20 protein-coding genes and 1 pseudogene are annotated in these 21442 nt (G+C 57.8%); all 21 read left to right on the plus strand.

Translation table 11 applies throughout. From position 1 onward, the window contains the following. Window positions 1-174 precede the first annotated feature (174 nt). The gene (mnmG, locus tag L4G42_RS12035; protein ID WP_237250186.1) at window positions 175-2073 is read left to right on the plus strand and encodes a tRNA uridine-5-carboxymethylaminomethyl(34) synthesis enzyme MnmG; all 1899 of its coding nucleotides are present in this window, start codon (window positions 175-177) and stop codon (window positions 2071-2073) included. Window positions 2074-2078: 5 nt separating this feature from the next. After that, window positions 2079-2714, plus strand: a complete 636-nt coding sequence (gene rsmG, locus L4G42_RS12040) for a 16S rRNA (guanine(527)-N(7))-methyltransferase RsmG (protein WP_237250319.1) — start codon at window positions 2079-2081, stop codon at window positions 2712-2714. 18 nt (window positions 2715-2732) lie between these two features. Beyond that, complete coding sequence (locus tag L4G42_RS12045; RefSeq protein ID WP_133774014.1) at window positions 2733-3527, plus strand: ParA family protein; 795 nt, start codon at window positions 2733-2735, stop codon at window positions 3525-3527. Window positions 3528-3536: 9 nt separating this feature from the next. Beyond that, on the plus strand, window positions 3537-4409 hold the full coding sequence (locus L4G42_RS12050) for a ParB/RepB/Spo0J family partition protein (protein WP_237250184.1): 873 nt from the start codon (window positions 3537-3539) through the stop codon (window positions 4407-4409). A gap of 146 nt (window positions 4410-4555) precedes the next feature. Beyond that, on the plus strand, window positions 4556-4963 hold the full coding sequence (locus L4G42_RS12055) for a F0F1 ATP synthase subunit I (RefSeq protein WP_237259242.1): 408 nt from the start codon (window positions 4556-4558) through the stop codon (window positions 4961-4963). A 16-nt stretch (window positions 4964-4979) separates the two neighbouring features. Further along, complete coding sequence (gene atpB, locus L4G42_RS12060; RefSeq protein ID WP_133774007.1) at window positions 4980-5849, plus strand: F0F1 ATP synthase subunit A; 870 nt, start codon at window positions 4980-4982, stop codon at window positions 5847-5849. Window positions 5850-5986: 137 nt separating this feature from the next. Further along, window positions 5987-6244 carry a F0F1 ATP synthase subunit C gene (atpE, locus tag L4G42_RS12065; RefSeq protein ID WP_002555987.1) on the plus strand — a complete coding sequence of 86 codons (258 nt, stop codon included), beginning with the start codon at window positions 5987-5989 and terminating at the stop codon, window positions 6242-6244. A gap of 57 nt (window positions 6245-6301) precedes the next feature. After that, window positions 6302-6772, plus strand: a complete 471-nt coding sequence (locus tag L4G42_RS12070; protein WP_065988056.1) for a F0F1 ATP synthase subunit B — start codon at window positions 6302-6304, stop codon at window positions 6770-6772. Between the two features lie 12 nt (window positions 6773-6784). After that, window positions 6785-7321, plus strand: coding sequence for a F0F1 ATP synthase subunit delta (locus L4G42_RS12075; protein WP_074886101.1), 537 nt, complete (start codon window positions 6785-6787; stop codon window positions 7319-7321). A 21-nt stretch (window positions 7322-7342) separates the two neighbouring features. Next, window positions 7343-8887, plus strand: a complete 1545-nt coding sequence (gene atpA, locus L4G42_RS12080) for a F0F1 ATP synthase subunit alpha (protein WP_074886098.1) — start codon at window positions 7343-7345, stop codon at window positions 8885-8887. A 50-nt stretch (window positions 8888-8937) separates the two neighbouring features. Further along, complete coding sequence (gene atpG / locus L4G42_RS12085) at window positions 8938-9798, plus strand: F0F1 ATP synthase subunit gamma (protein WP_037016916.1); 861 nt, start codon at window positions 8938-8940, stop codon at window positions 9796-9798. Between the two features lie 28 nt (window positions 9799-9826). Continuing rightward, window positions 9827-11203 (plus strand): F0F1 ATP synthase subunit beta, encoded by a 1377-nt coding sequence (atpD, locus tag L4G42_RS12090; protein WP_037016914.1) that lies wholly within the window; start codon window positions 9827-9829, stop codon window positions 11201-11203. Window positions 11204-11247: 44 nt separating this feature from the next. After that, the gene (locus L4G42_RS12095; protein ID WP_133774003.1) at window positions 11248-11673 is read left to right on the plus strand and encodes a F0F1 ATP synthase subunit epsilon; all 426 of its coding nucleotides are present in this window, start codon (window positions 11248-11250) and stop codon (window positions 11671-11673) included. A 121-nt stretch (window positions 11674-11794) separates the two neighbouring features. After that, a complete protein-coding gene (gene glmU / locus L4G42_RS12100; protein ID WP_237260824.1) occupies window positions 11795-13162 on the plus strand; it encodes a bifunctional UDP-N-acetylglucosamine diphosphorylase/glucosamine-1-phosphate N-acetyltransferase GlmU in 1368 nt (455 codons plus the stop codon). A 180-nt stretch (window positions 13163-13342) separates the two neighbouring features. Further along, window positions 13343-14110, plus strand: a complete 768-nt coding sequence (locus L4G42_RS12105) for a DeoR/GlpR family DNA-binding transcription regulator (protein ID WP_237250180.1) — start codon at window positions 13343-13345, stop codon at window positions 14108-14110. A gap of 9 nt (window positions 14111-14119) precedes the next feature. Next, window positions 14120-15955, plus strand: coding sequence for a glutamine--fructose-6-phosphate transaminase (isomerizing) (gene glmS / locus L4G42_RS12110; RefSeq protein WP_133774000.1), 1836 nt, complete (start codon window positions 14120-14122; stop codon window positions 15953-15955). A 218-nt stretch (window positions 15956-16173) separates the two neighbouring features. After that, window positions 16174-16290: pseudogene (locus L4G42_RS12115) on the plus strand (TnsA endonuclease N-terminal domain-containing protein); the annotation flags it as partial. Between the two features lie 215 nt (window positions 16291-16505). Further along, window positions 16506-17135 (plus strand): ThiF family adenylyltransferase, encoded by a 630-nt coding sequence (locus L4G42_RS12120; RefSeq protein WP_419789371.1) that lies wholly within the window; start codon window positions 16506-16508, stop codon window positions 17133-17135. Further along, window positions 17132-18454: an MFS transporter gene (locus L4G42_RS12125; protein ID WP_237250178.1), complete on the plus strand. Its 1323-nt coding sequence runs from the start codon at window positions 17132-17134 to the stop codon at window positions 18452-18454. Before L4G42_RS12120 ends, L4G42_RS12125 begins: the two co-directional genes overlap by 4 nt. A gap of 9 nt (window positions 18455-18463) precedes the next feature. Continuing rightward, window positions 18464-19264 (plus strand): cupin-like domain-containing protein, encoded by an 801-nt coding sequence (locus L4G42_RS12130; RefSeq protein WP_237260826.1) that lies wholly within the window; start codon window positions 18464-18466, stop codon window positions 19262-19264. Window positions 19265-19703: 439 nt separating this feature from the next. Continuing rightward, the gene (locus L4G42_RS12135; protein WP_237260828.1) at window positions 19704-21425 is read left to right on the plus strand and encodes a ShlB/FhaC/HecB family hemolysin secretion/activation protein; all 1722 of its coding nucleotides are present in this window, start codon (window positions 19704-19706) and stop codon (window positions 21423-21425) included. Window positions 21426-21442: the final 17 nt, after the last annotated feature.

Genomic DNA, 21442 nt, shown 5'->3' on the forward strand with positions numbered 1-21442 from the left:
CAGTAAACATAAACATAAAAACAAAGATCTTATAAATTTCTTTCTTTTTAATTTATATAACCGCCATTCATCCACAGCTGGTTAGATTTTGCGCAACGGGTTTCTTAAGGGGGGGTAAGTCCCTATACTTGCCGTCATTCCTATTCCCCCCAATCAACAGGCACGAGGTGCGTGGTGGATTTCCCTTCCCGTTTTCAAGTGATCGTCATCGGCGGCGGTCATGCCGGTACCGAGGCAGCACTGGCGTCCGCACGTATGGGTGCTACCACCCTGCTGCTTACGCACAACGTGGAAACCCTCGGCCAAATGAGTTGCAACCCGGCCATTGGTGGCATCGGTAAAAGTCATCTTGTCAAAGAGATCGATGCACTGGGCGGTGCGATCGCCACCGCTACTGACAAAAGCGGCATCCAGTTTCGTGTGCTTAACAGCCGCAAGGGCCCAGCTGTCCGGGCGACGCGCGCCCAAGCGGACCGCGTGCTTTACAAGGCGGCGGTCAGAGAAATCATCGAAAACCAGCCCAACCTGTGGGTATTCCAGCAAGCATGCGACGACCTTATCGTCGAGCAGGACCAGGTACGCGGCGTCGTCACTCAGATGGGACTGCGTTTTCTGGCTGACTCCGTGGTTCTGACAACAGGGACCTTCCTGGGCGGACTTATCCACATTGGCCTGCAGAACTATTCGGGCGGTCGTGCCGGTGATCCGCCGTCCATTGCGCTTGCACGCAGGCTTCGGGAACTACCGCTGAGAGTGGGTCGCCTGAAAACGGGTACACCTCCGCGCATTGATGGTCGATCTGTGGATTTCTCGGTGATGACTGAACAACCGGGGGATACGCCGATTCCCGTGATGTCGTTCATGGGCTCCAAGGCTCAGCACCCGAGCCAGGTCAGTTGCTGGATTACCCACACCAACGCCCGGACCCACGAAATCATCGCTGCGAATCTGGATCGGTCGCCGATGTATTCTGCTGCCGGGGAGATCGAAGGGGTCGGCCCGCGTTATTGCCCGTCGATCGAGGACAAGATTCATCGCTTTGCCGACAAGGAAAGCCATCAGGTGTTTATCGAACCGGAAGGTTTGACGACCCATGAGCTTTATCCAAATGGCATATCGACCTCGCTGCCGTTCGACGTTCAGCTGCAGATTGTTCGGTCTATTCGCGGGATGGAAAATGCCCACATCGTGCGGCCTGGCTATGCCATCGAGTACGACTACTTCGATCCGCGCGACCTGAAGTACAGCCTGGAAACCAAGGTTATCGGTGGGTTGTTTTTCGCGGGACAAATCAACGGCACAACCGGTTACGAAGAGGCCGGTGCCCAAGGTTTACTCGCGGGTGCCAACGCAGCGCTCCGGGCTCAAGGCAAGGACAGCTGGTGTCCGCGTCGCGATGAGGCTTACATCGGCGTGCTGGTGGATGACCTGATTACGCTGGGCACCCAAGAGCCGTACCGGATGTTCACCTCACGCGCCGAGTACCGCCTGATTTTGCGCGAAGACAACGCGGACTTGCGTTTGACCGAACAGGGTCGGGCGCTCGGATTGGTCGACGATGCCCGCTGGGCGGCGTTCTGTGCCAAGCGTGAAGGCATCGAGCTGGAAGAACAGCGACTGAAATCTACCTGGATTCGTCCAGGAACCGAGCAGGGCGATGCGGTCTCGGCGCACTTCGGCACCCCGTTGACCCACGAATACAATCTGCTGAATTTGCTGAGCCGTCCCGAAGTGGACTACGCCAGTCTGGTTGCGCTGACCGGCCACGGTTCGCCTGACCCGCAGGTCGCTGAACAGGTCGAAATCAAGACCAAGTACGCCGGTTACATCGACCGTCAGCAAGATGAGATCGCTCGTCTTCGTGCCAGCGAAAACACACAGCTCCCTGCTGATATCGATTACACCGGCATTTCCGGTCTGTCCAAAGAAATCCAGAGCAAGCTGGGGATAACTCGTCCGGAAACGCTAGGCCAGGCCTCGCGGATTCCAGGCGTCACACCAGCGGCGATTTCTCTGTTGATGATTCATTTGAAAAAACGCGGCGCGGGCCGTCAGTTGGAGCAAAGCGCTTGAGTTCGATGGTTACCCCGCAGCATGCAGAAGAACTGACCCTTGGCGCTCGAGAGCTCGGCGTCGAGTTGAGCGAGAGCCAACACGGCCGGTTGCTTGCGTATCTGGCCTTGCTGATCAAGTGGAACAAGGCCTACAACCTGACTGCTGTTCGTGATCCAGATGAAATGGTCTCCCGCCATCTGCTGGACAGCTTGAGCGTGGTGCGTTTCATCGAAGGTGAGCGTCAGCTGGATGTCGGCAGCGGCGGCGGGATGCCCGGCATTCCGCTGGCCATCCTGTTTCCGGACATGAAAATCACGGTGCTCGACAGCAACGGCAAGAAGACCCGGTTTCTGACGCAGGTCAAACTTGAGCTCGCGCTCGCCAACCTCGAAGTTATCCACAGCCGTGCCGAAGCATTCCAGCCTGCGCTGCCGTTCAACGGCATCATCTCCCGCGCCTTCAGCAGTCTGGAAGACTTTACCCAGTGGACTCGGCACATGGGCGACGGCGAAACGCGCTGGTTGGCAATGAAGGGTCTGCATCCAGTGGATGAACTGGTAGCATTGCCCGCAGATTTTCATCTGGAAAGCGCGCAAGCCTTGGCCGTACCCGGTTGCCAAGGTCAACGGCATCTGCTGATACTGCGCCGCACGGCATGACAGGGAACACACGCAAGAATGGCTAAGGTATTCGCGATAGCGAACCAAAAAGGGGGTGTGGGTAAAACCACAACCTGCATCAACCTCGCGGCTTCGCTGGTGGCTACCAAGCGTCGGGTGCTGTTGATCGATCTCGATCCGCAAGGCAATGCCACCATGGGCAGTGGTGTGGATAAGCACGCGCTTGAGCATTCGGTCTACGATTTGCTGATTGGCGAGTGCGACCTGAATCAGGCCATGCACTTTTCCGAACACGGCGGCTATCAGCTGCTGCCGGCAAACCGCGATCTGACGGCTGCCGAGGTGGTCCTGCTGGAAATGCAGATGAAGGAATCGCGTCTGCGTTCAGCACTGGCACCCATCCGCGAAAATTACGATTACATCCTCATCGACTGCCCTCCATCGCTTTCGATGCTGACGCTCAACGCGCTGGTTGCAGCCGATGGCGTCATTATCCCCATGCAGTGCGAGTACTTTGCGCTCGAAGGTCTGAGCGACCTTGTGGATAACATCAAGCGCATCGGTGAGTTACTCAATCCTCAACTCAAGATCGAAGGTTTGCTGCGGACCATGTACGACCCGCGGCTCAGCCTGATCAACGATGTTTCGGCACAGCTCAAAGAGCACTTTGGCGAGCAGCTGTACGACACCGTTATTCCGCGCAACATTCGTCTGGCCGAAGCGCCTAGCTTCGGTATGCCGGCGTTGGCGTATGACAAGACTTCTCGCGGCGCGCTGGCTTACCTGGCGCTGGCGGGCGAGATGGTCCGTCGCCAACGTCGCGGCAGTCGCACCGCGGCTCAGCCCACTTAAGGAAATTCCATGGCCGTCAAGAAACGTGGACTCGGACGTGGGCTGGACGCACTGCTGAGCAGCCCAACCGTCAGCGCACTGGAAGAACAGGCCGTTAAGGCCAGTGAGCGCGAGCTTCAGCACATTCCGCTGGACCTGATTCAACGCGGCAAATATCAGCCGCGTCGTGACATGGATCCCCAGGCACTGGAAGAACTTGCGAACTCGATCAAGGCGCAAGGGGTGATGCAGCCGATCGTGGTCCGCCCGATTGCCGATAACCGCTTCGAGATCATTGCCGGTGAACGCCGCTGGCGCGCCAGCCAGCAGGCAGGGGTCGAAACGATTCCTGCCATGGTGCGTGATGTGCCCGATGAAGCAGCCATTGCAATGGCACTGATCGAGAACATCCAGCGCGAGGACTTGAATCCGATCGAGGAAGCGATTGCCCTGCAGCGTCTGCAGCAGGAATTTCAGCTGACCCAACAGCAAGTGGCCGAAGCGGTCGGCAAGTCGCGAGTCAGCGTCGCCAATCTGCTGCGACTGATCGCATTGCCGGAAGTGATCAAGACCATGCTCTCCCATGGTGATCTGGAGATGGGCCACGCCCGTGCGCTGCTGGGACTGCCTGAAGAACAGCAGGTTGAAGGGGCGCGACATGTTGTCGCACGCGGTTTGACCGTGCGCCAGACTGAGGCGCTGGTTCGCCAGTGGCTGAGCGGCAAACAGGAGACTGCCGAGCCGGTGAAGGCCGATCCTGACATCACACGTCTGGAGCAGCGCCTGGCCGAGCGGCTGGGCTCCGCAGTGCAAATTCGCCATGGACAGAAGGGCAAAGGTCAGTTGGTTATCCGTTATAACTCGCTGGATGAGCTACAGGGTGTGCTCGCTCACATTCGCTGAAACAAATCATGCGTAGCGCGTAGTCGGAAATCACTACCTGGCAGTTGAATAGGGGCTGAACCGCCCCTATACTCTGCGCGCATTTTGTCGGCACAATTTATGCCAAGTTATTGATTTTGGCGGCCGGCTTACGAGGAGCCCATGTGATGGAGACACGCACGCCAAACCGCTTGCCATTCCATCGCCTGGCTGTTTTCCCGATCTTGCTGGCTCAGTTGATTGTCCTCTTGGGGGCTGCGCTGGCGCTTTGGCAGTGGCACGGTGTCGTAGCCGGGTATTCGGGGCTTTGCGGAGGCCTGATAGCCTGGCTGCCGAATTTGTATTTTGCTCATAAGGCATTCCGGTACTCCGGGGCCAGGGCAGCGCAGGCCATCGTTCGGTCGTTCTACGCCGGCGAGGCAGGCAAGTTGATTTTTACGGCAGTGCTATTTGCGCTGACGTTTGCGGGAGTAAAGCCGCTGGCTCCGCTGGCGGTTTTCGGCGTGTTCATACTGACCCAGCTGGTCAGTTGGTTTGCGCCCCTGCTACTGAGAACAAGACTTTCGAGACCTTAGGGCGTTTGAGGCAACCATGGCAGAGCAAACAGCTTCGGGCTATATCCAGCACCACTTGCAGAACTTGACCTTTGGTCATTTGCCTGACGGCAGTTGGGGCTTCGCGCATTCCGCAGCGGAAGCAAAAGAAATGGGCTTTTGGGCTTTCCACGTCGATACCCTCGGCTGGTCGGTCGCATTGGGTCTTATTTTCGTCCTCATCTTCCGCATGGCCGCAAAAAAGGCGACTTCCGGCCAGCCGGGCGCGCTGCAGAACTTCGTTGAAGTGCTCGTCGAGTTCGTCGATGGCAGCGTCCGCGACAGTTTCCATGGCCGTAGCGCCGTGATCGCCCCTCTGGCATTGACCATCTTCGCCTGGGTGTTCCTCATGAACGCCGTCGACTTGATTCCTGTCGACTGGATCCCGCAGTTGGCGATCATGATCACCGGTGATCACCACATTCCTTTCCGCGCCGTATCGACAACCGATCCGAACGCGACGCTGGGTATGGCACTGTCCGTCTTTGCCCTGATCATTTTCTATAGCATCAAGATCAAGGGTATCGGCGGCTTCATCGGCGAATTGACCCTGCACCCGTTCGGCAGCAAGAACATTTTCCTGCAGGCGCTGTTGATTCCGGTGAACTTCCTGCTTGAATTCGTGACTCTGGTGGCCAAGCCGATCTCCCTGGCACTGCGACTGTTCGGCAACATGTACGCGGGTGAACTGGTGTTCATTCTGATCGCGGTCATGTTCGGCAGCGGCCTGTTGTGGCTCAGCGGTCTGGGCGTGGTCCTGCAATGGGCGTGGGCTGTGTTCCACATCCTGATCATCACCCTGCAAGCGTTCATCTTCATGATGCTGACCATCGTCTACCTGTCGATGGCTCACGAAGATAACCATTGAGACCCGCCTGGCGAGTCTGATGATCCCCTCGCTTCGGTGAGGGGGTGCCCGCGAGGGCTTGATGTAAGAAACGATTTTGCTTTACCGCTTTAATCTAAGAAAACCTAACCAATACGACGTAAAAGTCGGGAGGAAAGATGGAAACTGTAGTTGGTCTAACTGCTATCGCTGTTGCACTGCTGATCGGCCTGGGCGCACTGGGTACTGCAATCGGTTTCGGCCTGCTGGGCGGTAAATTCCTGGAAGGCGCTGCGCGTCAACCGGAAATGGTTCCAATGCTGCAAGTTAAAATGTTCATCGTGGCTGGTCTGCTCGACGCCGTGACCATGATCGGTGTTGGTATCGCTCTGTTCTTCACTTTTGCGAACCCCTTCGTTGGTCAACTCGCTGGCTGATCACTCGAATTTTCGAGTTGATTGGTGTGATGGACAACGAACGAGCGAGGTGTTGGCGTGAACATTAATGCAACCCTGATTGGCCAGTCCGTTGCGTTCTTCATTTTTGTGCTGTTCTGCATGAAGTTCGTGTGGCCTCCGGTCATCGCGGCTTTGCACGAACGTCAGAAGAAGATTGCGGATGGACTGGACGCTGCTACACGAGCAGCTCGCGACCTGGAGCTGGCCCAAGATAAAGTGGGTCAGCAACTGCGCGAAGCTAAGGCTCAGGCAGCCGAGATCATTGAGCAAGCCAAGAAACGCGGTACCCAGATTGTCGACGAAGCCCGTGAACAGGCTCGCGTCGAAGCTGACCGCATCAAGGCTCAGGCTCAGGCCGAGATCGAACAGGAATTGAACGGCGTCAAAGACGCGCTGCGCGCCCAATTGGGTAGCCTGGCAGTCAACGGCGCAGAGAAGATCCTGGGTGCCACAATCGATCAAAACGCGCACGCGGAGCTGGTAAACAAACTGGCTGCTGAAATTTAAGCGAGGGCGATCATGGCAGAACTGACCACGTTGGCCCGACCTTACGCTAAGGCAGCCTTCGAGCATGCACAGGCGCACCAGCAACTGGCCAATTGGTCAGCCATGCTCGGCCTGGCTGCTGCAGTGTCGCAAGACGACACGATGCAGCGCATGCTCAAGGCCCCGCGACTGACGAGCGCAGACAAGGCAGCCACTTTTATTGAAGTGTGCGGCGACAAGTTCGATGCCAAGGCACAGAATTTCATCCAGGTCGTTGCAGAAAACGACCGCCTCCCGCTTTTGCCGGAGATCTCCGAGCTGTTCGACCTGTACAAGGCCGAGCAGGAAAAGTCGGTAGATGTGGATGTGACCAGTGCTTTTGCATTGAACCAAGAACAGCAAGACAAACTCGCCAAGGTTCTCAGTGCACGGCTCGGCCGGGAAGTGCGCCTGCACGCTGCGGAGGATGCCACCCTGATCGGTGGTGTCGTTATCCGCGCTGGCGACCTGGTTATCGATGGCTCAGTTCGCGGCAAACTCGCGCAACTAGCCGAAGCATTGAAATCTTGAGTTTGAAGGGGCAGCAGAGCAATGCAGCAACTCAATCCTTCCGAAATAAGTGAAATCATCAAGGGTCGCATCGACAAGCTCGATGTGTCCTCCCAAGCCCGTAACGAAGGCACTGTCGTCAGCGTATCTGACGGTATTGTGCGGATTCACGGTCTCGCCGACGTAATGTATGGCGAAATGATCGAGTTTCCAGGCGGCGTCTTCGGTATGGCTCTCAACCTGGAGCAAGACTCCGTAGGTGCCGTTGTACTGGGCTCCTACCAGTCTCTGGCTGAAGGCATGAGCGCCAAGTGCACCGGCCGCATCCTTGAGGTTCCGGTTGGTAAGGAACTGCTGGGTCGCGTTGTCGACGCACTGGGTAACCCTGTCGACGGCAAAGGTCCGCTGAACAACACCGAGACCGACGCGGTCGAGAAAGTTGCTCCAGGCGTGATCTGGCGTAAGTCGGTAGACCAGCCTGTACAGACTGGCTACAAGGCTGTCGATGCCATGATCCCTGTCGGCCGTGGCCAGCGCGAGCTGATCATCGGTGACCGTCAGATCGGTAAAACCGCTCTGGCGATCGACGCGATCATCAATCAGAAAGACAGCGGAATCTTCTGCGTCTACGTAGCAATCGGTCAGAAGCAATCGACCATCGCCAACGTGGTTCGCAAACTGGAAGAGAACGGCGCTCTGGCCAACACGATCATCGTGGCTGCCAGTGCTTCCGAATCCCCAGCGCTGCAATTCCTGGCACCGTACTCCGGTTGCACCATGGGTGAATACTTCCGCGACCGCGGTGAAGATGCGCTGATCGTTTATGACGATCTGTCCAAGCAGGCTGTGGCTTATCGCCAGATTTCCCTGCTGTTGCGTCGTCCACCAGGCCGTGAAGCCTACCCAGGCGACGTGTTCTATCTCCACTCCCGTCTGCTGGAGCGTGCATCCCGCGTTTCGGAAGAGTACGTAGAGAAGTTCACCAATGGCGCAGTGACCGGCAAAACCGGCTCCCTGACCGCATTGCCGATCATCGAAACCCAGGCTGGCGACGTTTCCGCGTTCGTTCCGACCAACGTGATTTCCATCACTGACGGTCAGATCTTCCTGGAATCGGCCATGTTCAACTCGGGCATCCGCCCGGCAGTGAACGCCGGTGTTTCGGTATCCCGTGTGGGTGGTGCCGCTCAGACCAAGATCATCAAGAAGCTCTCCGGTGGTATCCGTACCGCTCTGGCTCAGTACCGTGAACTGGCAGCATTTGCCCAGTTCGCCTCTGACCTGGACGAAGCGACCCGTAAGCAACTTGAGCATGGTCAGCGCGTTACCGAGCTGATGAAGCAGAAGCAATATGCGCCAATGTCGATTGCTGACATGTCGCTGTCGCTGTATGCCGCTGAGCGTGGGTTCCTGACTGACGTCGAAATCGCCAAGGTTGGCAGCTTTGAACAAGCGCTGATTGCTTACTTCAACCGAGATCACGCCGATTTGATGGCGAAGATCAACGTGAAGGGTGACTTCAATGACGAAATCGATTCTGGCCTGAAAGCCGGTATCGAGAAGTTCAAGGCCACCCAAACCTGGTAAGCCGCAGCGGGAGCCGCGAGGCTCCCGCTTGCTAACCTGATAGGTGTTACATGGCAGGCGCAAAAGAGATTCGCAGCAAGATTGCGAGCATCAAAAGCACGCAAAAGATCACCAGCGCCATGGAAAAAGTGGCGGTCAGTAAAATGCGCAAGGCTCAAATGCGCATGGCTGCTAGCCGTCCTTACGCGGAGCGCATCCGCCAGGTGATTGGTCATCTCGCCAACGCTAATCCGGAATACCGTCATCCCTTCATGATCGAACGCGAAGTCAAGCGCGTCGGTTACGTCGTGGTGAGCAGTGACCGCGGTCTGTGTGGTGGCTTGAATACCAACCTGTTCAAGGCTTTGGTCAAGGACATGGCGAAGAACCGTGAAAACGGCGTAGAGATCGATCTGTGCGTGGTCGGCAGCAAAGGTGCGGCGTTTTTCCGCAACTTCGGCGGTAACGTCGTCGCTGCGATCAGCCACTTGGGCGAAGAGCCGTCGATCAACGATTTGATCGGCAGCGTCAAGGTGATGCTGGATGCCTACCTGGAGGGCCGTATTGATCGCCTGTCCGTGGTGTCCAACAAGTTCATCAACACCATGACTCAGCAACCAACGGTCGAGCAGTTGATTCCGTTGGTCGCGACCCAGGATCAAGAACTCAAGCACCACTGGGATTACCTGTACGAACCCGACGCCAAAGAGCTGCTGGACGGCTTGATGGTCCGTTACGTGGAGTCGCAGGTCTATCAGGCGGTGGTCGAGAACAACGCGGCTGAACAGGCTGCGCGGATGATCGCGATGAAGAACGCCACTGACAACGCCGGTGACTTGATCAGCGATTTGCAGCTGATCTACAACAAGGCGCGTCAGGCAGCGATCACCCAAGAGATCTCGGAAATCGTCGGCGGCGCTGCCGCGGTTTAACGGTTCAAATATTCAGAGGATCCAGCTAATGAGTAGCGGACGTATCGTTCAAATCATCGGCGCCGTGATCGACGTGGAATTTCCACGCGACAGCGTACCGAGCATCTACAACGCGCTGAAAGTACAAGGCGCGGAAACTACTCTGGAAGTTCAGCAGCAGCTGGGCGACGGCGTAGTTCGTACCATTGCGATGGGTTCCACCGAAGGCTTGAAGCGCGGTCTGGACGTTATCGACAGCGGCGCAGCCATCTCCGTACCGGTCGGTAAAGCGACGCTTGGCCGGATCATGGACGTACTGGGCAACCCGATCGACGAAGCGGGCCCGATCGAAACCGAAGAGCGCTGGGGCATTCACCGTCCTGCGCCTTCGTTCGCTGATCAGGCTGGCGGCAACGACCTCCTGGAAACCGGCATCAAGGTCATCGACCTGGTTTGCCCGTTTGCCAAGGGCGGTAAAGTCGGTCTGTTCGGTGGTGCCGGTGTCGGCAAGACCGTAAACATGATGGAACTGATCCGTAACATCGCCATCGAGCACAGCGGTTATTCCGTGTTCGCTGGTGTGGGCGAGCGTACCCGTGAGGGTAACGACTTCTACCACGAGATGAAGGACTCCAACGTTCTGGACAAAGTAGCGCTGGTCTACGGTCAGATGAACGAGCCGCCGGGTAACCGTCTGCGCGTCGCCCTGACTGGTCTGACCATGGCTGAGAAGTTCCGTGACGAAGGTAACGACGTTCTGTTGTTCGTCGACAACATCTACCGTTACACACTGGCCGGTACTGAAGTATCCGCACTGCTGGGCCGTATGCCTTCTGCAGTAGGTTACCAGCCGACGCTGGCTGAAGAGATGGGCGTGCTGCAAGAGCGCATCACTTCGACCAAGGAAGGCTCGATCACCTCGATCCAGGCGGTATACGTACCGGCGGATGACTTGACCGACCCATCGCCAGCCACAACGTTTGCTCACTTGGACGCCACCGTCGTTCTGTCCCGTGACATCGCTTCCCTGGGTATCTATCCAGCGGTCGATCCACTGGACTCGACTTCGCGCCAGCTGGACCCGAACGTCATCGGTCAGGACCACTACGACACCGCTCGCGGCGTTCAGTATGTTCTGCAGCGTTACAAAGAGCTGAAAGACATCATCGCGATCCTGGGTATGGACGAGCTGTCGGAAACCGACAAGCAGTTGGTATCCCGCGCTCGTAAGATTCAGCGCTTCCTGTCGCAGCCGTTCTTCGTGGCTGAAGTCTTCACCGGTGCCTCGGGTAAATACGTTTCCCTGAAAGACACCATTGCTGGCTTCAAAGGCATCCTCGCCGGTGACTACGACCATTTGCCTGAACAGGCGTTCTACATGGTCGGCGGCATCGAAGAAGCGATCGAGAAAGCCAAGAAACTGTAATCCAGGCGCCCGGTAACGGGCGCTAATCAGGTTGAGGCAAGCAAATGGCTATGACAGTCCATTGCGATATCGTCAGTGCGGAAGGAGAGATTTTCTCCGGTCTGGTCGAGATGGTGATTGCACACGGTAACCTGGGTGATATCGGTATTGCTCCAGGTCACGCACCGTTGATCACCGATCTGAAGCCGGGTCCGATCCGCCTGATCAAGCAGGGTGGCGAAGCCGAGGTGTTTTACATCTCCGGTGGTTTCCTTGAGGTTCAACCGAACATGGTCAAAGTGCTTGCCGATACCGTGCAACGCGCTGCTGATCTGGATGAAGCCTCAGCTCAGGAAGCCGTCAAGGCTGCCGAGCGTGCTCTGAATGAAAAAGGCGCAGATTTCGATTACGGAGCTGCTGCTGCACGTCTGGCGGAGGCCGCAGCTCAGCTGCGCACCGTTCAGCAAATTCGCAAGAAGTTCGGCGGCTAACCCCGACGGCTCGTTGCGCGATTGAGTAAAAGGGTAGCCTCGGCTACCCTTTTTCTTTTTTCGGCTTTCTCGCCTGAATCATCAGCCCGGCTAATGTGGCCTGCTCGTCTGGAATCCCTTCATGTCTCTCGATATCGTCATTCTCGCCGCGGGTCAGGGCACTCGCATGCGTTCCGCTCTGCCCAAGGTCTTGCATCCTGTGGCCGGTAAATCGATGCTCGGCCATGTTATCCACAGCGCACGCCAGCTTTCGCCCCAGGGCATTCATGTGGTTATCGGCCATGGCGCCGAGCGGGTCCGCGAGCAACTGGCCGGCGATGATCTGAGTTTTGTCCTGCAGGACAAACAATGGGGGACAGGTCATGCAGTCGCGCAAGCGTTGCCGGTGTTGACCGCTGAAACGGTGCTGATTCTTTACGGCGACGTCCCGCTTATAAAAGTGGAGACCTTGCACCGATTACTTGCCTTGGTAAACGATCAGCAACTGGGCCTGCTAACAGTCACGCTGGATGACCCAACCGGCTACGGTCGTATCGTTCGGGACACGCAGCACCGCGTCAGCGCTATCGTCGAGCATAAGGATGCGACTGAAGCGCAGAGGGTTATCAAGGAAGGGAACACCGGGATTCTCGCCGTACCAGGCAAGCGACTGGCCGAATGGCTGGGCCGCCTCTCCAACAACAATGTTCAGGGTGAGTATTACCTGACTGACGTTATTGCCATGGCCGTCAACGATGGCCTGGTGGTCGCAACTGCCCAGCCTGACGATGCGATGGAAGTGCAGGGCGCCAATGATCGTAAACAGCTTGCCGAACTCGAGCGTCATTACCAGCAGCGCGAAGCTCGCCGGCTCATGGCGTTGGGCGTCACGCTGCGCGACCCGGCGCGTTTCGACGTTCGTGGCGACGTCACCACGGGCCGCGACGTGATGATCGACGTGAACGTCATCCTTGAGGGGCGAGTCGTCATCGAAGACGACGTCTCGATCGGGCCAAACTGCGTGATCAAGGACAGCACCTTGCGCAAGGGCGCGATCATCAAGGCAAACAGCCACCTTGAAGGCGCAATCGTTGGCGAAGGCGCGGATGCAGGGCCTTTCGCTCGTCTGCGCCCGGGCAGTGTTCTCGACGCCCGTGCTCATGTGGGTAACTTCGTCGAATTGAAGAATGCTCATCTGGGCGAGGGTGCCAAGGCAGGTCATCTGACCTACTTGGGTGACGCGGTCATCGGTGCGCGCACCAACATTGGCGCAGGCACCATTACGTGCAATTACGATGGCGCGAACAAGCACAAGACGGTGATGGGCGAAGACGTGTTCATCGGCTCGAACAACTCGCTGGTTGCGCCAGTGCATATCGCCTCAGGCGCTAGCACGGCGGCGGGCTCCACCATCAATCAGGATGTGCCGGCCGAACAGCTTGCGGTCGCCCGTGGTCGCCAACGCAACATCGAAGGCTGGAAGCGTCCGGTGAAAATCAAGAAAGACTAAGTTATCCACAGGTGAGATCAGCTGCTTGCCAGATGAGCAGCTGATGCCTGGTGTCTGATCGGCGATCGTTCGAAAAAATCCTCTGTTCATTCCCCCCAAATGCCCATTTCCCCTTGACGTAAATCTTTCGATGAGCTTTCATTGCGTTCGTTAACTTTCGAAACGAAACTTAAGATCACCATGTCGAAACGTAATACCCCTCAACGCCGCCATAACATTCTTGCTTTGCTCAATGAGCAGGGCGAGGTAAGTGTGGATGAGTTGGCCAAACGCTTTGAGACCTCCGAGGTGACGGTTCGTAAGGATCTGGCTGCGCTTGAAAGCAATGGGTTGCTGCTTCGTCGTTACGGCGGCGCCATTCCCATGCCCCAGGAATTGATCGGCGAACCCGGCCAGCCCGTTTCCAGATTCAAACAAGCCATTGCCCGCGCCGCTGTTGCCCGCATTCGCGAACACGCACGGATCATCATCGACAGCGGCAGTACCACCGCTGCGATGATTCCGGAGCTGGGTTTGCAGCCGGGCCTAGTGGTGATGACCAATTCCCTGCACGTCGCCAACGCGCTGGGTGAACTGGAGCACGAACCGGTCCTGCTTATGACCGGCGGCACGTGGGACCCGCATTCAGAGTCTTTTCAGGGCCAGGTGGCTGAACAGGTGCTGCGTTCCTACGACTTCGATCAGCTGTTCATCGGCGCCGATGGCATTGATCTGATCCGCGGTACGACCACATTCAACGAACTGCTTGGCCTCAGCCGGGTGATGGCCGAAGTCGCCCGGGAAGTGATCGTGATGGTCGAGGCCGACAAGGTCGGTCGCAAGATTCCCAATCTGGAGCTGCCCTGGAGCAGCGTCCATACCCTCATTACCGATGACCGCCTGCCTCAAGAGGCACGCGAACAAATTCAGGCTCGCGGCGTAACCTTGATTTGCGCTGCTGTTTCCTAGGAGAAGACCATGTGTGGAATTGTCGGCGCTGTTGCTGAACGGAATGTTACTGCCATCCTGCTGGAGGGCCTCAAGCGCCTGGAATACCGGGGCTACGACAGCGCCGGCGTAGCGTTATTCAACAACGCCGGCGTGCTCGAGCGTCGTCGTCGCGTCGGCAAGGTCAACGAACTGGAGCGCGCACTCGCCGGCGAACCGGTCACAGGCCGCCTCGGCATTGCTCACACCCGTTGGGCAACGCACGGCGCACCGTTGGAGCGCAACGCTCACCCACATTTCTCCAACGAGCAACTGGCGGTGGTGCACAACGGCATCATCGAAAACCATGAGCCGCTTCGCGAGCGTTTGAAGGGCCTGGGTTATGTGTTTACGTCTGATACAGACACCGAGGTCATCGTCCACCTGCTGCACCATAAACTGCAGGACACGCCCGATCTGGCCGCTGCCTTGAAGGCTACGGTCAAGGAACTGCACGGCGCTTATGGCCTTGCGGTCATCAGCGCACAACAACCGGATCGCCTGATTGCTGCTCGCAGTGGCAGCCCGCTGGTTGTGGGTCTGGGCCTTGGGGAAAACTTCCTCGCCTCCGATCAACTGGCGCTGCGTCAGGTGACGGACCGCTTCATGTATTTGGAAGAGGGCGACATCGCCGAGATCCGTCGCGACAGCGTGCAGATCTGGGACGCATCCGGCCTGCCCGTCGAGCGTGAGATCGTTCAGTACCACGAGGGCGCAGAAGCGGCGGACAAAGGCGAGTACCGCCACTTCATGCTCAAGGAAATCCACGAGCAGCCAAAAGTCGTGCAGCGCACCCTGGAAGGCCGCCTCGGTCAGCAGCAGGTTCTGGTGCAGGCATTCGGACCGCAAGCGGCGGAGCTGTTCGCCAAAGTACGCAACGTGCAGATCGTCGCCTGCGGCACCAGCTATCACGCCGGCATGGTCGCGCGTTACTGGCTCGAAGGCCTGGCCGGCATTCCCTGCCAGGTCGAGGTGGCCAGCGAATTCCGCTACCGCAAAGTCGTCGTCCAGCCGGACACGCTGTTCGTTTCGATCTCCCAGTCCGGCGAGACCGCCGATACCCTGGCCGCGCTGCGTAATGCCAAGGAGCTGGGTTTCCTTGCCAGCCTGGCGATCTGCAACGTTGGCATCAGTTCGCTGGTGCGTGAATCCGATCTGACCCTGCTCACTCAGGCCGGCCCGGAAATCGGTGTCGCGTCGACCAAAGCGTTCACCACACAGTTGGTCGCGCTGATGCTGCTGACGCTGTCACTGGGTCAGGTCAAAGGCACGCTGGAAGCTGGCGTGGAAGCAGAACTGGTTGAAGAACTGCGCCGCCTGCCGACTCGCCTGGGTGAAGCATTGGCAATGGACACGACGGTGGAGAAAATCGCCGAACTGTTCGCCGAGAAGAATCACACCCTGTTCCTGGGCCGTGGCGCGCAATTCCCGGTGGCGATGGAAGGGGCGTTGAAGCTCAAGGAGATCTCCTACATCCACGCCGAAGCCTATCCGGCCGGCGAACTGAAACACGGCCCGTTGGCACTGGTGGACAGTGACATGCCCGTCGTCACCGTCGCGCCCAACAATGAGTTGCTGGAGAAACTGAAATCCAACCTGCAGGAAGTCCGTGCGCGCGGTGGCGAGCTGATTGTTTTCGCTGACGAACAGGCCGGGCTGGTTAATGGAGAGGGCACCCACGTGGTTTCCATGCCCCACATCCTCGACGCCTTGACGCCGATTCTTTACACGATTCCGCTGCAACTGCTTTCATATTACGTGGCAGTGCTGAAGGGTACGGATGTGGATCAGCCGCGTAACTTGGCGAAGTCTGTGACTGTGGAATAATTTATCCACAGCGCATTGGCTGGGTTTTTCCAACGAATAAAGATTGTCACAAGGCTCTATCCCGGTGCTTTTGCCGGGGTAGTGGCAGGTTTGGAGTAATGGATCATTATCTACCTCGCCAATGTGACTGCTGTCTTGGTTGAGCCCGCTCCTGAATTCCTCACAGCACACGCCCAGTGCCGTTCTGATCGCGTGGCCGCCTAACGATGAGCGACTTGAGCCTTAACTTTCGTCATCCTGTGTAGCCGGGTACTCAGGTTCCCGTTGTTATGACCACAGACTTCCTTATCACTTTCATAGATTCGGCGGGCGAAGAAAGGCTGGCCGCGTTTTCGTGAACTGCAAGCCCTTGTTCCTTCGGGCTGCTTCACGTACACCTTCAAGTCCCATCGACGTGCACCTGATCCGGCTCTGTGTCCGGGGCGCGGGGGACGTGTCGGTGTTTCCCTTGGGGAGCACCCGCTCTTGGTGTAGGTGTGGGCAGCCAAACGGCAAGACCGCCCAAAAGAGTCCGCATTGCTAGCCCGCGCACGGGCGGAGTTCTACCAACCTGCGCGATATCTTTCCCGAGCCACCACCTGCCGAGCTGGCCCAGAATTGTGGTGAAGCTGGTGTATTAGGGGTGTTGCCGGGCATTATCGGTTCGATCCAAGCATTGGAGGCAATCAAAATCCTGAGCGCAGTTGGGGAACCCTCGGTCAACCGATTGGTGTTATTCGATGCCTTGAGCTTGCAACTGCGCCAAGTGTCGGTTCGCCACCGGGCCAGTAATCCGCTCAGTGGCGAGCGGCCGCGGATCCGGCAACCTCAGGTCATTGAGGCTAATTGCGCAGTGGCGGTTGGCGCGCAGTATGCTATTTCGCCCCTGGCCCTGGAACAATGCCTGCTCAGCGAAACTGCGCTGCAATTGATTGATGTGCGGGACGGGCACGAGCATCTGACGCTGTCGTTGGGCGGGATCAACATTCCGTTTAGGGAGTTGCCACAACGCCTGGCCGAGACAGTGGCTGGCGTCGAGACGGTGGTCTACTGCAAAAGTGGCGTGCGCAGCTTGAAAGCCTTGCATGCAATCAGCGCCGCCGTCGGCGAGGGCCGCTGCCGCAGTTTGACCGGTGGACTAGACGCCTACGTTGCAGCAGGCTGCCTGGAGCACCTGCGCCGCGCCGAGGTGGGGCAATGAGTAATCCCTCCCTCGGTGGGCTGGGACGGGATTTCTACCTGATCCAACTGGCAGCGTTCTTAAATGCGGTGGGAACGCGTTGTGGTCAATTCGCAATCGCTTGGTGGGTGCTGGGAAAAACCGCAGACCCCGTTGCCTTTGCAAGCTATGTCGCGGTGGCCACCCTGGCGGATGTGCTGGCACGAGCGGTGTTTGGCTGGCTCGGGGATCAGTATGACAGGCACCGCTTACTTGTGGGCTGCTACATCATCAGCGCGACGATGACCCTAGTATTGGCCTGCCTAGGCACCCTAGATCTTTACCTGCCCTGGGTGATCGGGAGCTGTCTGGCGATTTCCGGGGTAACCATTGGCATTCGCGACCCGATCCAGATGAGCTTGACACCCACATTGGTTGCCGCGCACAGGATCAGCGATGCGGTGCGCCTAAGAAGCATCGTCGGTTCGTCATCTGCGCTGATGGGGCCTCTGGCTGCGGGCATTTTATTGGGCCCGCTGGGAGTGTTGGGAACTCTCTGGCTCAACTCCTTGGCAGTCATGGTGGCGTTAGCACTGATAGTGCTGGTCAGGGCGCCCGCTGCCAGCCACAGCCCTGGCACCACTCGGCAGATGTCCTATCTGGCGACTTGGTACACACGCACCCGTGAAGGTTTTACCGCGCTCTATCGGGTCAAGCCTGAATGGAACCTGAGCCTACTAGCGTTCATCGTCAACTTCTCGCTGTACCCGCTCTTCGCGGTGCTGTTCCCTGTGCTGATCAATCGCTATTTCTCCCAAGACTTATGGTTGATCGCCGTCACCGAGGGCGCCTTCGCGTTGGGCCTACTGGCCGGCAGCCTGTTCCTAGTGAAACGCGCCAATGAGCGTTGTGGCCGGCCCTATGTAGTATTCGGCGGTCTCCTGCTGGTTGGGCTGGCCATGTTTGGTTGTGGGCTTTTCAGCCAATTCTTCCATGTCAAGCCCGGTTGGTTCGCCGGAGTAACTGTGCCCTTGCTGTTTATCGCAGGCATCGGCCTGGTCATGGTGACCGTAAACACCTCGACCGTGCGAATGCTGGCCACCCCCGACAATTACCGCAACCGGATCGGCTCTGCGACCTCGTTTGTTTCCGGCATGGTCATCCCCTTCGGGGCGCTATTCGGTGGGGCTTTTTCTGAAACGCTAGGCGTGGGCTACGCCATGGCAGCCTTGGGTTTGCTCATTATCCTGGCATCCCTGCCGTGCATGTTCAGTGGGGTACTGGTGCGTGTCCTGAGCATGGGCGATGAACAGATCAAGAATATCTACAAGGATTTTTACCCTGATGCTTTCCCGGATTGAAGGTGAATCATGATTACTGCCACGACCTGCGCCCACTTGTTCGACGCAAACAATACACCCACCGTACCGGCGGCTTTCTGGGAGCACTTTGTCAGCCTCTCAGATGACAAGACGCAGCCGGTGGTGCTTGAGCAGGACACATTGATAGAGCCACTGCTGAGTCTGGAGGACGCATTCGATCTAGCCCGAAATGTTGTCGAATCAGGTGACATGACCGTCAACGCAGATGGGCAGATGCTCAAGCAACCAGGGGTCCCTAACTTCCCTCCCGACTTTGACGGGTTCGAGCAGTTTGTGCGCGACTTTCCCGCGCTCAATAACGCAGACGGCATTACCTTCACCCGTGACTATTGCCTCAAGCATTCCAGTACCGTGACGACGAAACTGCGCGTGTTTACCCATGGCTACAACGAGCGCTACGGCGTGCCTTACCCTGGCGCCAACGCAGTATTTGTAGGCGGCCGATACCATTCGACCTGGATCGGCCTGCACAACGATTCATGCGACACCTTTCTGTTTCCGTTATACGGCCGCAAACGGATGATGATCTGGCCGCCGGCGTATTTCGATGACATGGCCCTAGAGAAAAAGTCAGCGCTTAATGGTGTCTGCTTCGGCCATATCGATGTCACGCCCTATGCCGCCGACGCAACCATTTATGAAGTCGGCCCTGGGGAGATTTTCTTCATTCCCGCAGGGTGGTGGCACTACAACAAGCTCGAAGAACTGGAAACCACCCTCACCGTATCGGTTGGCATGTTCAGTCATGGCACGGCCCAAGGGTTCTGTGAAAACCCGATCAAGACTTAAATGCGTATTTAGCTGCGCCTTCATCGCTCAACACGCTTGACCCAGCAAAACCCACCTGCCGAGCTGACGTTGCGCGTAAGGCAAGCACAAATCTCAGACGTTGAGCGACTGAGGAAGCTAGTGCCGTAATTTAATACTTGGGATCCACTTCACAGAACCCGCGCGAACTTTCCTCCATTTCTCGGTACTAAGTATCTCGGCAGTAGATTGATGGCTAATTAATGGCATCCGGGTAGCGCCGTTGCCCGCGATTGATGGTGCCGCTTGTCGGAATAAACAGGTCATCAACAGGTTGTTACTCTTTTTTCCTTACTTTATTTTGTTAATAATCAACGACTTGAATGCAGATATGTCGCGAATGCCCATCTGATCCAACGCTTTGGATCGACGGGGGGTTCGATGTTAATTTGCCGCCCCTTGATTTTTCGACGGATCGAACATGCCCTTGTCATTGCCACGGATTCGGTTATTGCTGTGCACTCTTCTGCTTACGTGTGTGAGCCTGAACAGCGCCACCGCCGCCCCAACGCCCGGCGATCAGGATCTGATCCGCGACCGGCAGAACCGCCTGCTCGAAGAGCAGAACCGCCGCCTCCAAGAGCTTCAGGACTTGCCCGGCAAACAGGCCAAGCCCGAGGCCCCGGCCACACCGGCCGACAGCCGTTGCTTCCTGATCAAGGACATCGAACTCAAGGGTGCCGACAGCCTGTCCGCCACCGACCGCACGCGCCTGCTCAAACCTTACATCGGCCAATGCCTGGGCGTGACGCAGCTCAATGAACTGCTCAAGGTCATCACCGACTACTACATCGACAAGGGTCGCGTCACCAGCCGTGCCTACTTGCCGCAACAAGACCTCTCCAGCGGTCACCTGCAGGTGCTGGTGGTCGAAGGCAAACTCGAAGAGTTGAAAAGCGCCGAGGGCAGCACCGTGACGGAACGCGAACTGGCCATGGCCTTTCCCGGTCAGGTCGGCGAGGCGCTCAACCTGCGCGAGATCGAGCAACTGGTGGACCAACTTAACCGCTTGCCCTCCAGGCAGTCGCAAATGGAACTGACCCCGGGCCAGCAGATCGGCGGCAGTGACGTGGTGGTCAAAAACGTCCCGCAAAAGCCCTGGCGCGCCAGCCTGTCGCGTAACAACGACGGCCAGGAAAGCACCGGTGAACAGCAATGGGTCGCGGGCCTGGAATGGGACAGTCCGCTGGGCCTGGGCGACCAATTGATACTGCGCAACGGCCACGACGCTGTCAGCGACCACCAGGAAACCTCGAAAAACAGCATGCTGTATTACAACGTGCCGTGGGGCTGGTGGAACTTCAGCTACACCTACAGCGAAAGCGACTACCGCACGTTCGGCCAGACCGACAGCAGCAAATTCAAGCTCAATGGCGACAACGAGAACCACCAACTGCGCGCCGAGCGGGTGATCCATCGCGACGACGTGAGCAAGACCTCGGTGAACGTCGGCCTGGCCCATCTGCGTACCAACAATTACGTCCTCGACGTGCGCACTGAGCCGAGCAGTAACCGCCTCAGCGAACTCCAGCTCGGCCTCAACCACGGCCGGCGCATCGGCAATGCGTTCGTCAACCTTGACCTGGGCATGCAGAACGGCATCGGCCTGCTCGACGCGCAGTCTGAAGAAGAACGCGATGAGCTCGGCAATCGTCAGGCCAATTCGCGCTACCGCAAATACACCGGCACCGTCAGCTACCTGCAGCCGTTCACGCTGTGGGGCGAGTCGTTCAGTTTTTCCAGCCTGGCCACCGGTCAGCGCAGCGAAGACATCCTCTTCAGCCCGCAACGCATGAGCCTGGGTGGCTCGGCCTCGGTACGCGGTCTCAAGGACCAGCGGCTGACCGGCGACAGCGGCGGTTACTGGCGCAACGAAGTGCGCTGGGCACGCCCGGTAACGCTGGATTGGATGCGCCCGGCCTTTGCCGAGTACGGTACCAGCGTCGGCTACGACCAGGGCGTGATCAGCAACGACCGCTACAACGGCGACGTGCATGGTCGCGTGTCCAGCAATTCCCTGGAGCTGTTCGCTCGGGGCAAGTACGTCAGCACCAGCGTGACCTTTGCCCATTCTTTAGAAAGACCGGGAGTAGTCACCGAGCGCGAAGCGCCGATCTACTTCCGCATGGATTTCTTCCTGTAATTCAACGCCCCGTTACA

The organism is Pseudomonas petrae, assembly GCF_021728295.1.
GTDB lineage: Bacteria > Pseudomonadota > Gammaproteobacteria > Pseudomonadales > Pseudomonadaceae > Aquipseudomonas > Aquipseudomonas petrae.